Genomic DNA, 15,765 nt, shown 5'->3' with positions numbered 1-15,765 from the left:
GTTGAGGCCGGCCACCGCAGGTGGACGCCTGCGGAAAACTATCGTTCAAGGCGTTAATCCTTCCTAAACACTCGCTGGCGTTCGAAGCTAACGCAAGACCCCATCCAAAACGGGCATGCCGATAATGGCAGCCGCCGCGATCAGCAGGAAGCAGATGCGGCGAAACGCTGCCTCGTCCACGCGCCCGAACAGCCGCGAGCCGACGAACAGGCCAAGCGCAAAGGTTGGGCCTGCCAGCAGGGCTACGGCCGCCGCAGACCAGGTGAACAGCCCGGCCAGCCCGTAATTGACACCCGTCAAGGCAGTGCTGAGCGCGAAGTAGAACACGATATTGGCGCGCACCAGCAGGGCCGTTTTTGGTCCACCCAGCCAATAGGCCACCACTGGCGGCCCGCCCACCTGCGCCGCGCCGCCGAACACGCCTGAAATGAAGCCCGTGCCGACCGTCAGAGGGCGCGTCGGCTGGCCGCGGTATCGCCAGCCTGACATGAGCAGCGCCAACAGCACGGTCACCAAGCCGGTGATCGCCCAGCGCACGGTCAGGGGCTCTGCATAGGAGAGGATAGCCGTACCGACCGGAACGCCAAAGGCCGCGCCGGCCACCATGACAGCCACTTCGCGCCGGTCGGCCTGCCGGTAGGAGCCGGGGATCATCGGTAGCGAGAGAAAGGCATCGATCAGGAACAGCACGGCGGCGGCAAGCTTTGGTTCGATGATCGCACTGGCCAGCGGCATGAAGATCAGCGCGCCGCCAAAGCCGGAAAATCCCCGCGCCAGACCGGCTGTCAGAGCAGCCAGCACGATGAAGACCATCTCCGAGACGCTGTGACCAGCAATCAGGGCCGATACCTCGGAGAAATCGTATCCGCCTGATGCCATGCCTGAAGTCCGCCGCCTTTCGGATCGCTAAGAAGACCGCTCTATCAAAGCCGGTGCCCGGGCGGAAGCGCTGTGCCCGCTTATTCGTTTGCCCGCAGCTTTGTCTTTGCCAGCGCCTGGCGTGCGGCAAACACTGCCGGCAAAGACCAAAGCAGGGCGATCAGGAAGACGATCGTCAGCGCATGCCGAATGGCGGCCGGCGTATCCGCACCGGCAAGCCCGGCACTGTTGGCGGCCAGTCCTGCCAGGCCGCCGCCCAGGGCAAAGCCCGCTGATTGCAGCGTCGGCAGGAGGGCGGAGGTCTTGTCGCGTTCGGCAAGCGGCGTCTCCTCCATCGTCATCTTGCTGAGATAGGCCCAGCTCATGCCGAACCCCGCGCCGATCACCAGCTGACCGGCAAACACGGGCGCAAGCTCACCGGAGGCGAAGGCGGAAAACAACAGGCCAAGCCCGAAGATCTGGCAAAGCGGCCCAAGCCAGATCAGCCTGTCCGTATGCTGCTTCAGCTTGATATTGGCCACCAGGATCGCGGTCGTGCTCCAACTGATCGCCATCAGCGCGTAAAGGGCGCCGGCTGCCGTTGGCGACAGCGACCAGACATGCTGCAGCCCATAAACCAGGTAGACGCCACTGGTCGCCTGTGCCACCGGCATCATCAGCACTACCCAGAGGCCGAGCCCGACCGGCGAGCGCAGCGAAAATGCCTCCGCCGGCATGATGCTTTCTTCGGCGCGCTTGTCGAACAGGATGGTGGCAATGAGCAGCACTGCGGCGACGGCCGAGAGCAGCGCTGCGGAAAGCGGCCCCGACACACCGGCAAACAGAATCGCCAGCAGGCCGAGCGACAACAGCGTGAGCCTGAGGCCAGGCAACCGGAAGGCTGGCCGCGGCCCGCCTGCTCGCCGCGGCGCGATCACAAGCGCCAGGGCGAGAAAGATCAGGATCATCGGCACATTGATGAGAAAGGCGGCCCGCCAGGAAATGGTCTCGGTCAACCAGCCCGCAAGGACAGGCGCACCGAATGCCGCCACCGCCCAGACACCGGCTTCGGCGCCAAACACCTTGGCGATCAGTTTCTCGGGATACATTTCGGGGATGAGGGCGTAGCAGACCGCCGCCACGATGCCCTCACCAATCCCCTGGAGGATGCGTCCCAAAAGCACGGTTGCCATATTCTCGGCAAGGCCGGCAATGAGCGTGCCCGCCAGAAACAGCAGGGCCGCGAGCAGCAGCGTTGCCTTGCCGCCCAGCGCCTGCTTCAACAGCGCGGCAGAGGCGCCGGCCACGATTGAGGCGGCAAGGTACAGGGTGAGCGCCCAGGAAATCAGCGCAGCCCCGCCAAACTCCTCCACTGCCGTCGGCAAGGATGTCGTGACGAGAAAGCCGTTGAAGGCATAGAGCGCCACACCCAAGCATAACATCGATGTCGTCATGGCGTAGCGCGGCGCCAGCAGATCCGCCCATTGGCCCTTGCCCTCTGCGGGCGGGGCGATTTCGCCGTGATCTGCAGCCTGTGTCATGATGTCCATTTCGCTTTCTTTCCTTGCTCATACGGATGAGCACGGGAAGCTACAACCTCAACCATCCTTGAGGTAAAGCCCTTGTATCCGGAAAAATGCGCCCCGGTAGAAAACGCTGACCGGTCTTTGCGATTCGTTCACCCTGAAATTGGGGGGGGCGTTAACCCTGTTCCAATTTAGTTTTTGTGTTGCTGCATTGATGTCTAAATCTTCACGCAAGGGAAATGCCGTATATTTCAATTTTGAGACAAATGCGGACAGGCGAGTGCTTCGGCGTTGGCGGCATTCGGAGGGACAATGAAGATAATAGCGATCGCCATTTCGTTCATCGTAGCGATTGTGTGCTATTCCGGTGCAGCCTTGGCGGGCAGTGCGAACTTCGTGTTCGACGCGCGCACCGGCCGTGTGCTTGCGTCTGAGAACGCAGATGTTCTTAATCATCCCGCGTCATTGACGAAGATGATGACGATCTACATGACCTTCGAGGCCATCAAGCGCGGCAAGCTCACATGGGACACCAAGGTACCGTTCTCGAAATATGCCTCCAGCCGTCCGCCCACAAAACTGGGCGTTAAAGCCGGTGGCTCGATCACCGTCCGCGATGCCGTCTATGGCATGATCGTCAAGTCTGCCAATGATGCCGCCGCCGCCATGGCCGAGAAACTGGCTGGCAGCGAAAGCGCCTTTGCCGTGGCCATGACCAAGCGCGCCCGCCAGCTCGGCATGAACCGCACCGTCTTCAAGAACGCTTCTGGCTTGCCGAATTCCGCTCAGGTCACCACGGCCCGCGACATGGCGACCCTCGGCGTGGCGCTGATCCGCGACTTCCCGCGGGAATACAAGATGTTCTCCGTCGAAAGCTTCGTCTTCAACGGCAAGCGCATCCGCGGCCACAACAACCTGATGTATCGCTATGAAGGCATGGACGGCATCAAGACCGGCTACACCAATGCTTCGGGCTTCAACCTCGTCAGCGCCGTGCGCGTGGGTGATCGCCGCGTGATCGGCGTCGTGCTCGGCGGTCGCACCGCCGCCAGCCGTGACCGCACCATGCAGGCACTGATTGATCGCGCCATCGGCAAGGCGGGCAGGGGCGACCAGATGATCGCCGCCGCCAAGCCTGCACCGGCAGAGATTGAGGCGCCTGCGCCTGCGGCCGCCCGCCGTGCGGCGATAGCCGAGGTCCCGGTTCCCGCTTTCGCGCCGCGCGCCGCCGATGAGGGCGTCGAGGTGGCCGTTGCCGAGGTCGAGTCCGATCCCGTCAGCGTCGCCAGCGTTGCACCCGTTCCCGCCACCCGCTACGGCAGTGCCTATGTCGATCCCCGTTCCAAGGGCGTGGCTGCAATCGAGGCACAGGTCGCTCCGCCCGCTCCAAACACGCTGAACGCCCAGGCCGCTGCAATCTCAAGCGGCTGGCAGATCCAGATCGCTGCGGCAACCAGCGAGAAGGCCGCGCAATCTATCCTGCAATCCGCCCAGTCCAAGGTCCGGGCGCTGGCCGGCAGCCGACCGTTCACGCAGGCGGTCAAGAGCGGCGGCTCGACACTCTATCGCGCCCGCTTCGTTGGTTTTGCCAGTGAGCAGGAGGCGCGCAAGGCCTGTGACAGCCTCACCCAGCAATCCTACCAGTGCCTGCTGATGCCGGGCGAGGGCTGAGGTCAAAACGCTCGACAGATCGAGCCGACTCGGACAGAAATCGGAACGTTAGGAGAACGTTTCGATGCGCGATCTGATGGAGAAGTTTGAAGCGGCCTCCGCCGCCTATGCCGACAGCCATGGGCTGACGCGCGACAGCGACTGGTTTCTGCTAAAATTGCTGGAAGAAACCGGCGAACTGACCCAGGCCGCCAATCGCGTCAGCGGCCGCGCAAGGCTAAAAGGCCGGTCAGCGGCAGATCTGCATCAATCCCTCGCCGATGAAACAGCCGACCTTCTCGGTCACATCCTGCTCTTCGCCCGCCATCACGGCATAGACCTTGATGCGGCGATTGAACGCAAGTGGCGGTTCAAGATCGACGAGACCGCTGTCTCATCCATCCAGAATGTCAGGTCTTGAAAGCTCTTCCGCCAGGCGAGCGGGCATGTCCATACCGGACCATGTCAGCGATGCTTGTTGCGCTCGATGACGTCTTTCGCCGTCACGGTGACGAATGCGGAATCGTCAGACCTCATGCCGGGCTCCAGCTTCTCCTGAAGCCAGCGCAGGTCAGCGTCACGGTTTTGAAGGTCACGCCGTATCAGATCTTCGAGGTAGTCGCTTGTATCGCGATAGCGCGCGTTTTGGCTCACGCGCCGTCGGACATCGGCTGCAAGGCTGCTATCCAAATCGATATGCAGTCGCTCGGTCGTCATCGGAAAAACCCTCGGCTCAGCTCAGATCATAGAGTCCGGGCCGCAGTTGTCAAACATGACGGCGTGAGACCGCCGACAGCCCCCTGGCACTACGCCTTTGTCCCGCCGACCGTGATCTGGTCCATCCGCAGATGCGGCTGGCCGACGCCGACCGGGACCCATTGGCCGGCCTTGCCGCAATTGCCGATGCCGGTGTCGAGTGCCATGTCGTTGCCGATCATCGAGACACGCTTCATCGCGTCCGGCCCGTTGCCGATCAGCATGACGCCCTTTACCGGTGCGCCGATCTTGCCGTTTTCGATCATATAGGCCTCGGTGCAGCCGAACACGAACTTGCCCGAGGTGATGTCGACCTGGCCGCCGCCGAAGGCAACAGCATAGATGCCGTTCTTCACCGAGGCGATGATCTCTTCCGGCGTCTTGTCGCCCGAGAGCATGTAGGTATTGGTCATGCGCGGCATGGGCTTGTAGGCATAGCCCTGGCGACGGCCATTGCCGGTGGCCTTCATGCCCATCAGACGGGCGTTCTGGCGATCCTGCATATAGCCCACCAGCCGGCCGTTCTCGATCAGCACGTTATAGGCCGATGGCGTGCCTTCGTCATCGATGGTGATCGAGCCGCGGCGGTTGTCGATCGTGCCGTCATCGACCACGGTCACGCCGGGTGCGGCGACCATCTCGCCCATCAGTCCGGCAAAGGCCGAGGTCTTCTTGCGGTTGAAATCGCCTTCAAGGCCGTGGCCCACGGCCTCGTGCAGCATGACGCCCGGCCAGCCATTGCCAAGCACGATGTCCATCGTTCCGGCCGGCGCCTCGATGGCCTCAAGATTGACGCGCGCCTGGCGCAGCGCCTCGTCCGCGCCGCGCTGCCAGCTATCGCTCGTCAGGAAGTCGGAAAACGCGATGCGCCCGCCCTGGCCAAAGGACCCGGACTCCTGCCGGTCGCCCTTGCCGGCGACGACGGAAATGTTCACCCGCGTCATCGGCCTGATATCACGCACGCGGTGGCCGTCGGCCCGCAGGATTTCCACCATCTGCCAGCTAGCGGCGATGCTGGCCGTCACTTGCCGCACAGCCGGATCCTTGTCGCGCAGATAGGCGTCGATTTCCGAGAGCAGCTTGACCTTTTCCTCAAAGCTCGGGCTGCCGATCGGATTGCCGTCGCCATAGAGCTTCTTGTTGGTGCCCTGCGGGGCCGCGGCATAGGAGCCGGAATGCCCCCGCGTCACAGCACCGACTGCATCTGCAGCACGCTTCAGCGCCGCCACCGACAGGTCGCCGGCATGGGCATAGCCAACCGCTTCGCCGGCCACGGCGCGAAGCCCAAAGCCCTGGTCGGTGTTGAAACTGCCACCCTTCAGGCGGCCGTTGTCGAACATCAGCGATTCCGCCTGGGCATGCTCGATGAAGAGCTCGCCGTCATCGGCTCCATCAAGCGCCTGCGCCACGTGGGCACGAAGCGTTTCCTCGTCGCAATCGAAAAGGTTCAGAAGGTCTGATGACATGTCGGTCTCCTTGGGCGCATGCACCCCATGTAGTCTTCAGGGCGGCAGGCGGCAAGGCCGCTGAGGCAAAGGGCGGATCCGAAACCTCGGTCGACTTATGGTCAGGGCAGCGCGTCGTAACCAGACCCGAAGCCGGACAGGTCGATCGGAATGCCGATGCGGTTTTCCTGGTCGGGCGATTCCTTGAAGGCAAACACGGCATCCTTGCCGGCGCGCAGGATCTTCAGCAACTCGTCTTCAATCACCACGTCGGCATTGCAGCCTTCGACATAGCAGCGGGTGAAATAGGTGCGGCCGATGCTGGTGCCATCAACATAAAGATCCACGCCGTCATAGAGCCATACGCCGAGCGGCACCAGAATGCGCATCAGGCGCTTCTGCCGGTCGGCCGTCTTCAGCACGCTGATGGCAATGCCCATCTCAGGCCGGTCGTCGGCAATGGCAAACTGAGTCAGCGCACATTGCTCTGCCGCAGCGCCTGCCGGCGTCTCGCAGATCATCGACCACGCGCCGTAGTCGGATCTGTTGGTGCCCTTCTGCAGTTCCACGCCCGGAGTCTGGGCGTTGACCTGGCTGCCGCTGACGGCAATGGCCGCAGCGGCCAGGACGACGCGGGCGAAACTGTTGAAACCCATTGGCACCTCGGGAAAACGAATCATCGGCGCATTCTTGTCGCCGGGTCGGCAATTGAAAAGCCCCAAGCTTTCTTTTCCCGGCGAACAAGGCATAATTGGGACTGTGGATTCGAAAGGTCGATGTCGTGAAGTCGCCGGTTATCCACAGTGAGCTATGCGCCTCCGCCGCGTCAGAACGACGCGACTTGATATTGCGCAAAAATGCCGCAGAGGCTTTTCCGGCAAGATATTGCGATTGCGGTCAAACTGTGATTTGAACGGCTCTAATAGCATGATTTTTGCGTTTCGATTTGATGTGGGTCAAACGCTCGAGGGAGATACGTTGTGATGAAGAGAGCTTATGCAGCCTTGGCCTCGATGGCCTGTCTGCTGTCCGCTGGCTCGGCATTGGCAGCCCAGCCGACGCCTTGGCAGATGGATTTTCAGCCGGCTGCTACCCAAGTCATGGAGCAGATCAACTGGTTCGAGGACTTTACCCTCTGGTTCATCGTGCCCATCACCCTGTTCGTGCTGGTTCTTTTGATCCTCGTTGTCGTGAAGTTCCGCGCTTCCGCCAACCCGGTTCCGTCCAAGACCAGCCACAACACGCTGATCGAGATCGTCTGGACCGCCGGTCCGGTGTTGATCCTTCTCGCGCTTGCCATCCCCTCGTTCCAGCTGCTCTCCCTGCAGCTCAACATGCCGCAGAATCCTGACGTCACGATCAAGGCGACCGCGACCCAGTGGCAGTGGAACTACGAATATGAAGGTGGCGAATCGCCGCTGTCCTTCGACAGCTATATGCTGAAGGATGCTGACCGCCCTGCCGCCGGCAAGGTCGATCTGGCTGCCTATCCGCGCCTGCTGGCTGTGGACAATGAAATGGTCGTCCCGGTCGGCAAGACCGTTCGCCTGCTTGTGACGGCCGCTCCGACAGACGTCATCCACGCCTTCGCGATGCCGGCTTTCGGCGTCAAGATCGATGCTGTTCCGGGCCGCCTCAATGAAACCTGGTTCAAGGCCGAAGCTGAAGGCATGTATTACGGTCAGTGTTCGGAACTGTGCGGCAAGGACCACGCCTTCATGCCGATCGGCATTCGCGTCGTGTCCGAGGCGCAATATACCGCTTGGCTTGCTGCCGCCGGCAACAATCTCGGCGAGGCCAACAAGGCCCTGATGGCATCCGTCGAATCCGGCTCCAAGGCCGTCGACGTCGCTGAAAACGTTTCGAAGTAAGAGAGGGAGGCACATCATGGCTGGACATGCTGCCCACGACGATCACGCCCACGATCACGGCGCGCATCACGACGACCACCACCACGCTCACAAGCCTGGCTTTTTCTCCCGCTGGTTCCTCTCGACGAACCACAAGGATATCGGCACCCTCTACCTGATCTTCGCGATCATGGCAGGCATCGTCGGCGGTGCGCTGTCGGTGTTCATGCGTTGGGAACTGGCGGAGCCGGGCATTCAGATCTTCCACGGTCTGGCATCCATGGTCTATGGGGCTGAAGGCGATGCCGCCATCGACGCCGGCAAGCACATGTATAATGTGTTCACGACCGCCCACGCGCTCATCATGATCTTCTTCATGGTCATGCCGGCGCTGATCGGCGGTTTCGCCAACTGGATGATCCCGATCATGATCGGGGCGCCTGACATGGCCTTCCCGCGCCTGAACAACATCTCGTTCTGGCTGATCGTTCCTGCCTTCATCCTGCTGCTGCTGTCGATGTTCGTCGAAGGCCCCGCAGGTGCCCATGGCGTGGGTGGCGGCTGGACGATGTATCCGCCCATGGCAACGACGGGCCAGCCCGGACCGGCGGTGGATCTCGCGATCTTCGCGCTGCACGTCTCGGGTGCGTCCTCGATCCTCGGTGCGATCAACTTCATCACCACCATCCTCAACATGCGCGCTCCGGGCATGACGCTGCACAAGATGCCGCTGTTTGCCTGGGCTGTTCTGGTCACCGCCTTCCTGCTGCTCCTCTCGCTGCCGGTTCTGGCTGGCGCCATCACCATGCTGCTGACGGACCGCAACTTCGGCACGGCCTTCTTCTCTCCGGAAGCCGGTGGTGACCCGATCCTGTTCCAGCACCTGTTCTGGTTCTTCGGTCACCCGGAAGTGTACATCCTGATCCTGCCCGGTTTCGGCATCATCAGCCACATCATCTCGACCTTCTCGCGCAAGCCGGTCTTCGGCTATCTCGGAATGGCCTATGCCATGGTCGCGATCGGTGCTGTCGGCTTCGTCGTCTGGGCGCACCATATGTACACGGTCGGCCTGTCGCTCCAGGCGCAGCGCTACTTCCTGTTCGCCACCATGGTTATCGCGGTGCCCACCGGCATCAAGATCTTCTCGTGGATCGCGACCATGTGGGGCGGTTCGCTCACCTTCCGCACGCCCATGATCTGGGCGATCGGCTTCATCTTCCTGTTCACCGTTGGTGGCGTCACCGGCGTTCAGCTGGCCAATGCCGGTCTCGACCGCTCGCTGCATGACACCTACTATGTCGTCGCGCACTTCCACTACGTGCTGTCGCTCGGCGCCGTCTTCGCCATCTTCGCTGCCTGGTACTACTGGTTCCCGAAGATGAGCGGCTTCATGTACTCGGAATTCCTGGGCAACCTGCATTTCTGGGTCATGTTCGTCGGCGTTAACCTGATCTTCTTCCCGCAGCATTTCCTCGGCCTTGCCGGCATGCCGCGCCGCTACATCGACTATCCCGATGCATTCGCCGGCTGGAACTACGTATCGTCCATCGGCTCCTACATCTCGGCCGTCGGTGTTCTGATCTTCCTGTACTGCGTGCTGGAAGCCTTCATGAAGAAGCGCGTCGCTGGCGACAATCCCTGGGGCGAAGGTGCAACCACCCTGGAATGGCAGCTGTCTTCGCCGCCGCCGTTCCACCAGTGGGAACAGCTGCCGCGCATCAAGTAAGCGCGTCGCCTTGAAAACAAGATCAGCGCCGCGGTGGTTAGGCCAGCGCGGCGCAGATCGCAGAAAAGCGTGATCGGGACGGAATAAATGACAGTCATCGACGAATTCGGCGCGTTGAAACAGGGCGGAGATCTGCACCTGTCTGAAGCCGGAGCCCGCGATTTCTTCGAACTCTTGAAGCCGCGCGTCATGTCGCTGGTGGTTTTCACCGCCTTTGCCGGTCTCGTGCTCGCTCCCGGACACATCCACCCCGTGCTGGGCGCCATCGCCATTCTCTGCATCGCTGTTGGAGCCGGCGCCTCGGGTGCCCTTAACATGTGGTACGATGCCGATATCGATGCGGTGATGACCCGCACCGCGCGCCGCCCCATTCCGGCCGGCCGCATCGCGCCCAACGAGGCGCTCGCCTTCGGCCTGATCCTCTCGGCCTTTTCGGTTTCGATCCTCGGCCTTGTGGTGAATTGGTTCGCCGCCGGTCTCCTGGCCTTCACCATTTTCTTCTATGCCGTCGTCTACTCGATGTGGCTGAAGCGCTCGACGCCGCAGAACATCGTCATCGGCGGTGCTGCCGGCGCATTCCCGCCCATGCTTGGGTGGGCTTGCGTCACCGGCGGCGTATCGCTGGATAGCACCATCCTGTTTCTGATCATCTTCTTCTGGACGCCGGCCCATTTCTGGGCGCTGGCGCTGTTCAAGATGCGCGATTATGGCTCTGTCGGCGTTCCCATGCTGCCCAACGTGGCCGGCGAGGCGAGCACCAAGCGCCAGATCTTCCTCTATACCGTGTTGACGGTGGTCTCCACGTTGGCACCGGTTGCAACCGGGCTGGCAGGCATTGGCTATGGCCTGTTCGCCGCTGCTCTCGGCGCTGTCTTCATTTACTGTTCCATCGCCGTCTGGCGCATGCCCGACGGCGATACGAAGATGGTGGCAGCCAAGAAGATGTTTGCCTATTCCATCGTCTATCTGTTTGCGATCTTTTCCGCTTTGCTGGCCGACCGATTCATCGGCGCGTTTGTCGGAGGTCTGTTGTAATGGAAACCGTGAAGCTCAACGAGCAGCAGAGAAAGTCCCGCCGTGGCCGCAATATTGCGCTGGGCGTGGTGCTGGGGGTGCTCTGCGTGATTTTCTATATCGTGACGCTGGTCAAGATCAGCGGAATGGGCGGTTGAGGGAGGCAGTCGGATGAGCGAACACGCGATCGACGACAAGCGCAAGTCTCGCAGCAACGGCGCCATCGGCGTGGCCTGCCTGTTCTTCGTGGCGGGCATGGTCGGCATGAGCTACGCCGCTGTTCCGCTCTATCGCCTGTTTTGCCAGGTTACCGGTTATAACGGCACGACTCAGCGCGTCGAACAGGCCTCGAGCGTCATCCTTGACGAGACGATGAAGGTCACCTTTGACGCCAATGTCTCGAGCGGTCTCGGCTGGGATTTCAAGCCGGTGCAGAAGTCGGTCGAGTTGAAGATCGGCGAAACGGTGCAGATTTCCTACCAGGCGACCAACAAGTCGTCGACGCCGTCCACCGGCCAGGCGATCTTCAACGTGACGCCGATGGAGGCCGCAGCCTATTTCAACAAGATCCAGTGCTTCTGCTTCACCGAAACGGAGTTGAAGCCGGGCGAGACGCTGGACATGCCCGTGGTCTTCTTTGTCGATCCTGATATCACCAAGGCGGTCGAAACGAAGAACATCAAGACGATTACCCTGTCCTACACCTTCTATCCGCATGAGGCAGCGAAGCCGGTCGCTGAACTGCCGCGGAAAGGTGAGGCCTTGGAAACGAAAATGTGAGACGAATCGGCTATGCCGGTTCTGGAGAGAATTTGAAATTCGGGGATTGCTGACATGGCCGATGCGCATCAGAAAAATCACGACTACCACATCATAGATCCGAGCCCATGGCCGCTGATCGCCTCTATCGGTGCCTTCATCCTGACCTTCGGCGGCGTGTGCTACATGCGCTGGCTGAATGGCGCAGAAATGAAGATCAGCGGGTTTGGCATTGAGTTCAATGTCGCTACTCCGTGGATGTTCTATATCGGTCTTGCCCTTGTGCTTTATACGATGGTCGGCTGGTGGGCCGATACGATCAAGGAAGCCAATGAAGGTCATCATACGCGGGTCGTATCGCTGCACCTGCGCTATGGCATGATCATGTTCATCGCCTCGGAAGTGATGTTCTTCGTCGCCTGGTTCTGGGCCTTCTTCGATGCCAGCCTGTTCGCCAATGAAGCGATCCAGGCGAGCCGCGTCGAATTTACCGGTGGCACCTGGCCGCCGAAGGGCATCGAGGTTCTCGATCCCTGGCACCTGCCGCTCTACAACACCGTCATCCTGCTGCTGTCGGGCACCTGTGTGACCTGGGCGCACCATGCCCTGCTTCACAATGACCGCAAGGGTCTGGTGAACGGTCTGGCCCTGACCGTCGCGCTCGGTGTCCTGTTCTCCTACGTTCAGTACTACGAATATCTGCACGCTCCGTTCGACTTCAAAAACTCGATCTACGGTGCGACCTTCTTCATGTCGACCGGCTTCCACGGCTTCCACGTGCTGGTTGGTACGATCTTCCTGATCGTCTGCCTGCTGCGCGCCATGAAGGGTCACTTCACGGCCAAGCAGCACTTCGGCTTCGAAGCGGCGGCCTGGTACTGGCACTTCGTTGACGTGGTCTGGCTGTTCCTGTTCTTCGCCATCTACATCTGGGGTGGCTGGGGCGCGCCGCTGGCGCACGGCTGAGCGAAGCGATTATCTTCGCACTGATATCAGGGCGGTCGCATTGCGGCCGCCTTTTTCTTGCCCGCTATCCCTCCCATCATGGTCGCCATGATCGCGAACCTCCGTCTTCTGCTTGCGCCCGCCCTATTCATCGCCGCTGCAGCCTGCGCGGTGAGCCCGGCGATGGCCGACCAGTCGGTTGCCAGCCACGTCATCGTCGACAAGTCCGAACGCCGCCTCGACCTGATGCAGGGCGAGACCGTACTGGCCAGCTTTTCGATAGCACTCGGCGCTCAGCCCGAGGGTCACAAGCAGCGCGAAGGCGACGAGCGCACCCCCGAAGGACGCTATGTGCTGGACTGGCGCAATCCCGATAGCGCCAATCACCTGGCGCTTCACGTATCCTATCCCAATGCCGAGGATGTCTGGCGCGCGGCCGCGGCGGGGGAGGACCCCGGTGGCATGATCATGATCCACGGGCAGAAAAACTATCTCGGCTGGCTGGCCTATTTGACGCAGCTTTTCGATTGGACTGATGGTTGCATCGCGGTTACCAATGCCGACATGGATATCATATGGAATTCCGTGCCTGTGGGCACGCCGATCGAGATCAGGCCATGAGCGACGACAAGACCCTGGGTGACGATGCTGCCATGTTTGCCCCCGTCGAGCCGCTCAAGGCGGGTCTGTCCGCTTGCTGCCCGCGCTGCGGCCAGGGGCGCTTATTCGACGGCGTGGTGAAGCTCAAGCCGGCCTGCAGCAATTGCGGGCTGGATTACAGCTTCGCCGATTCCGGCGATGGCCCGGCGATTTTCGTCATCCTCATCGCCGATTGCGTGATGCTCGGCCTGGCGCTGTGGACCGAGTTCAACCTGCATCCGCCGATCTGGCTGCATATTCTCCTTTGGGGGCCGCTGACGATCGGGCTGTCGATCTGGCTGCTCAGGACCATCAAGGCGACGCTGATCGCACTGCAGTTCCGCAACAATGCGCGCCAGGGTACGATCGACCATGGCTGAGGCGAAGGCCGGGCGGATCAAGGTCGTCGCCACGCTGCTCTTGCTGGCGGTGACGCTTTGCGTACTTCTGTCGCTCGGTACCTGGCAGGTCCAGCGGCTGCATTGGAAGGAAGCCCTGATCGCCGATATCGCCGAGCGAACCACGGCCGCCCCGGCCGATGTCACATCGATCGAATCGATCGGCACGTCAGGCGGCGACATCGACTACCGCAAGATGTCCGCCTCCGGCCGCTACATGCATGACAAGGAACGGCACTTCTTCGCGACCTTCCGCGGCCGCACCGGCTTTTACGTCTATACGCCGCTGGAACTGTCCGACGGCCGCTATCTGCTCGTCAACCGGGGCTTCGTTCCCTATGACAACAAGGCGCCGGAGACGCGCAGCCAGGGCCAGGTGCCGGGCGAGGTGACGGTCACGGGCCTGGCGCGGGTGCGGCTCTCGGAAAAGCCGTCTTCCATCGTCCCGGACAATGACCTGGGCAAGAACATCTTCTACTGGAAGGACCTGGACGCCATGGTGGCGACGGCTGGCCTGCCGGCCGATCGCGTGCTGCCCTTCTTCCTCGATGCCGATGCGACGCCGGTGCCCGGCGGGCTTCCGGAGGGGGGCGTCACCCAGATCGACCTGCCCAACAGCCACCTGGAATATGCCGTGACCTGGTACGGCCTTGCCGCCGCCCTGGTCGCAGTGTCGCTCACGGTTTTCCTGCGCCGCCGAAAGGGTTGAGTGCACGCATTTTTCCCCGCGGACCCGCGTGCGCCGCTGCCGATCCCATGATAGGAAGCGACAGAAATTCCAGTTGTGGGGGGAATGCATGGCCTTGCTGGCGAATATCCTGGTTGCCCTGGTGGCGATCGAACATCTCTATATTCTCGTGCTGGAGATGTTTCTCTGGACCAAGCCGCGCGGCATGAAGGCGTTCGGCATGAAGCCGGCCCAGGCGGAAGCCACCAAGGTGATGGCCGCCAATCAGGGCCTGTACAATGGCTTCCTGGCTGCGGGCCTCATCTGGTCGCTGGTTCAGCCCGTCGATCAATTCGCATTTCAGTTGAAGCTGTTTTTTCTTGGCTGTGTCCTCGTCGCCGGCCTATATGGAGGCATGACGGCATCGCGGAAGATCATCTACATCCAGGCGCTGCCGGCCCTGATCGCGCTGATAATGGTATTCCTGGCTGGCTCATGACATCTTCGATCGCTTCTCGACCACCCCTGACGATCAGGCTTTGCGGCCCGCGCGGTTTCTGCGCCGGTGTCGATCGTGCGATACAGATCGTGGTGCTGGCGCTGAAACGCTACGGCGCGCCCGTCTATGTCCGCCACGAGATCGTGCATAACCGCTATGTCGTGGAAGGCCTGGAAGCCAAGGGCGCCGTCTTCGTTGAGGAGCTCGATGAAATCCCGGCCGAGCACCGCGAGCAGCCGGTCGTGTTTTCCGCCCATGGCGTGCCGAAATCCGTGCCGCAGGATGCACAGACCCGCAATCTTTTCTACCTCGATGCCACATGCCCGCTGGTGTCGAAGGTTCACAAGCAGGCGATGCGGCACGAGCGGCTTGGTCGTCACGTCATCCTGATCGGCCATGCCGGCCATCCCGAAGTGGTCGGCACCATGGGGCAATTGCCGGAGGGCACGGTCTCGCTGATCGAAACGGTCGAGGATGTCGATCGCTACGAGCCCGCCGATCCCGATAATCTTGGCTACGTGACCCAGACGACCCTGTCGGTGGATGATACCGCCGGCGTCATCAAGCGGCTGCAGGAGCGCTTTCCCAACCTGACGGCACCTTCGGCCGACAGCATCTGCTACGCCACGACAAACCGCCAGGAAGCGGTCAAGCAGGCAGCCCCCGGCTGCGACCTGTTCATTGTCGTCGGCGCCCCCAATTCATCTAACTCCAAGCGTCTCGTCGAAGTGGCGCTCAGGGCAGGGGCGACGAAGTCCATGTTGGTCCAGCGTGCCTCCGAAATCGACTGGGATGACGTTGGCACCATTGGCACGCTCGGCATATCCGCCGGTGCTTCGGCGCCGGAGGTCATCGTCGACGAGATCATCGAAGCCTTCCGCCAGCGCTTCGACGCCAAGGTGGAACTGGCGATCACGGCGGAAGAAAACGAGCATTTCCTCGTCAACCGCGAATTGCGGGATGTGGAACTGACCCGCCAGGACATGGCCTGGGTGAATGGGTGAGGCGTCGCAATTTCTGACGCTGAAGTCAG

18 protein-coding genes are annotated in these 15,765 nt (G+C 61.6%); 13 read left to right on the top strand and 5 right to left on the bottom strand.

Going from position 1 to position 15,765, the window contains the following annotated elements; all coding sequences use genetic code 11:
* Positions 1–87: 87 nt before the first annotated feature.
* The gene (locus B9A97_RS14225; RefSeq protein WP_084366013.1) at positions 88–879 is read right to left on the bottom strand and encodes a sulfite exporter TauE/SafE family protein; all 792 of its coding nucleotides are present in this window, start codon (positions 877–879) and stop codon (positions 88–90) included.
* Between the two features lie 80 nt (positions 880–959).
* On the bottom strand, positions 960–2,408 hold the full coding sequence (locus B9A97_RS14220) for an MFS transporter (protein ID WP_084366012.1): 1,449 nt from the start codon (positions 2,406–2,408) through the stop codon (positions 960–962).
* A gap of 288 nt (positions 2,409–2,696) precedes the next feature.
* On the opposite strand from B9A97_RS14220, the gene B9A97_RS14215 reads away from it, so the two are divergent.
* On the top strand, positions 2,697–4,055 hold the full coding sequence (locus tag B9A97_RS14215) for a D-alanyl-D-alanine carboxypeptidase (RefSeq protein ID WP_084366011.1): 1,359 nt from the start codon (positions 2,697–2,699) through the stop codon (positions 4,053–4,055).
* Between the two features lie 64 nt (positions 4,056–4,119).
* A complete protein-coding gene (locus tag B9A97_RS14210) occupies positions 4,120–4,455 on the top strand; it encodes a pyrophosphohydrolase domain-containing protein (RefSeq protein ID WP_084366010.1) in 336 nt (111 codons plus the stop codon).
* 44 nt (positions 4,456–4,499) lie between these two features.
* On the opposite strand, the gene B9A97_RS14205 is transcribed toward B9A97_RS14210, so the two are convergent.
* From B9A97_RS14205 to B9A97_RS14195, 3 genes are all read right to left on the bottom strand, one after another.
* Positions 4,500–4,751 carry a ribbon-helix-helix domain-containing protein gene (locus B9A97_RS14205; protein WP_084366009.1) on the bottom strand — a complete coding sequence of 84 codons (252 nt, stop codon included), beginning with the start codon at positions 4,749–4,751 and terminating at the stop codon, positions 4,500–4,502.
* Between the two features lie 89 nt (positions 4,752–4,840).
* Complete coding sequence (tldD, locus tag B9A97_RS14200) at positions 4,841–6,256, bottom strand: metalloprotease TldD (RefSeq protein WP_084366008.1); 1,416 nt, start codon at positions 6,254–6,256, stop codon at positions 4,841–4,843.
* 101 nt (positions 6,257–6,357) lie between these two features.
* A complete protein-coding gene (locus B9A97_RS14195) occupies positions 6,358–6,891 on the bottom strand; it encodes an invasion associated locus B family protein (RefSeq protein ID WP_084366131.1) in 534 nt (177 codons plus the stop codon).
* A 324-nt stretch (positions 6,892–7,215) separates the two neighbouring features.
* On the opposite strand from B9A97_RS14195, the gene coxB reads away from it, so the two are divergent.
* From coxB to ispH, 11 genes are all read left to right on the top strand, one after another.
* Entirely contained in the window at positions 7,216–8,106 is an 891-nt protein-coding gene (gene coxB / locus B9A97_RS14190; RefSeq protein ID WP_179145288.1) for a cytochrome c oxidase subunit II, read from the top strand.
* A gap of 16 nt (positions 8,107–8,122) precedes the next feature.
* Positions 8,123–9,811, top strand: a complete 1,689-nt coding sequence (gene ctaD / locus B9A97_RS14185; protein WP_084366006.1) for a cytochrome c oxidase subunit I — start codon at positions 8,123–8,125, stop codon at positions 9,809–9,811.
* Positions 9,812–9,898: 87 nt separating this feature from the next.
* Positions 9,899–10,846, top strand: coding sequence for a heme o synthase (locus tag B9A97_RS14180; RefSeq protein WP_084366005.1), 948 nt, complete (start codon positions 9,899–9,901; stop codon positions 10,844–10,846).
* Positions 10,846–10,983: a hypothetical protein gene (locus B9A97_RS29795; protein ID WP_179145287.1), complete on the top strand. Its 138-nt coding sequence runs from the start codon at positions 10,846–10,848 to the stop codon at positions 10,981–10,983. The genes B9A97_RS14180 and B9A97_RS29795 overlap by 1 nt, the downstream gene beginning before the upstream one ends.
* A 13-nt stretch (positions 10,984–10,996) precedes the next feature.
* Positions 10,997–11,605 (top strand): cytochrome c oxidase assembly protein, encoded by a 609-nt coding sequence (locus B9A97_RS14175; protein WP_084366004.1) that lies wholly within the window; start codon positions 10,997–10,999, stop codon positions 11,603–11,605.
* A gap of 54 nt (positions 11,606–11,659) precedes the next feature.
* Positions 11,660–12,550 (top strand): cytochrome c oxidase subunit 3, encoded by an 891-nt coding sequence (locus B9A97_RS14170; protein ID WP_084366003.1) that lies wholly within the window; start codon positions 11,660–11,662, stop codon positions 12,548–12,550.
* A gap of 87 nt (positions 12,551–12,637) precedes the next feature.
* Entirely contained in the window at positions 12,638–13,150 is a 513-nt protein-coding gene (locus B9A97_RS14165) for a L,D-transpeptidase family protein (RefSeq protein WP_084366130.1), read from the top strand.
* Positions 13,151–13,164: 14 nt separating this feature from the next.
* The gene (locus B9A97_RS14160) at positions 13,165–13,548 is read left to right on the top strand and encodes a DUF983 domain-containing protein (protein WP_084366129.1); all 384 of its coding nucleotides are present in this window, start codon (positions 13,165–13,167) and stop codon (positions 13,546–13,548) included.
* On the top strand, positions 13,541–14,275 hold the full coding sequence (locus tag B9A97_RS14155; RefSeq protein WP_244564227.1) for an SURF1 family protein: 735 nt from the start codon (positions 13,541–13,543) through the stop codon (positions 14,273–14,275). Before B9A97_RS14160 ends, B9A97_RS14155 begins: the two co-directional genes overlap by 8 nt.
* An 88-nt stretch (positions 14,276–14,363) precedes the next feature.
* A complete protein-coding gene (locus B9A97_RS14150) occupies positions 14,364–14,732 on the top strand; it encodes a DUF1304 domain-containing protein (RefSeq protein ID WP_084366001.1) in 369 nt (122 codons plus the stop codon).
* Positions 14,729–15,736, top strand: coding sequence for a 4-hydroxy-3-methylbut-2-enyl diphosphate reductase (ispH, locus tag B9A97_RS14145; protein ID WP_084366000.1), 1,008 nt, complete (start codon positions 14,729–14,731; stop codon positions 15,734–15,736). Before B9A97_RS14150 ends, ispH begins: the two co-directional genes overlap by 4 nt.
* The last annotated feature ends 29 nt before the right edge of the window (positions 15,737–15,765 follow it).

The sequence above is a fragment of the Rhizobium sp. RU36D genome (assembly GCF_900176345.1).
Taxonomy (GTDB): domain Bacteria; phylum Pseudomonadota; class Alphaproteobacteria; order Rhizobiales; family Rhizobiaceae; genus Allorhizobium.
Note: the sequence above shows the minus strand (reverse complement) of the source record. Positions and strands in the feature narration are given on the sequence as shown.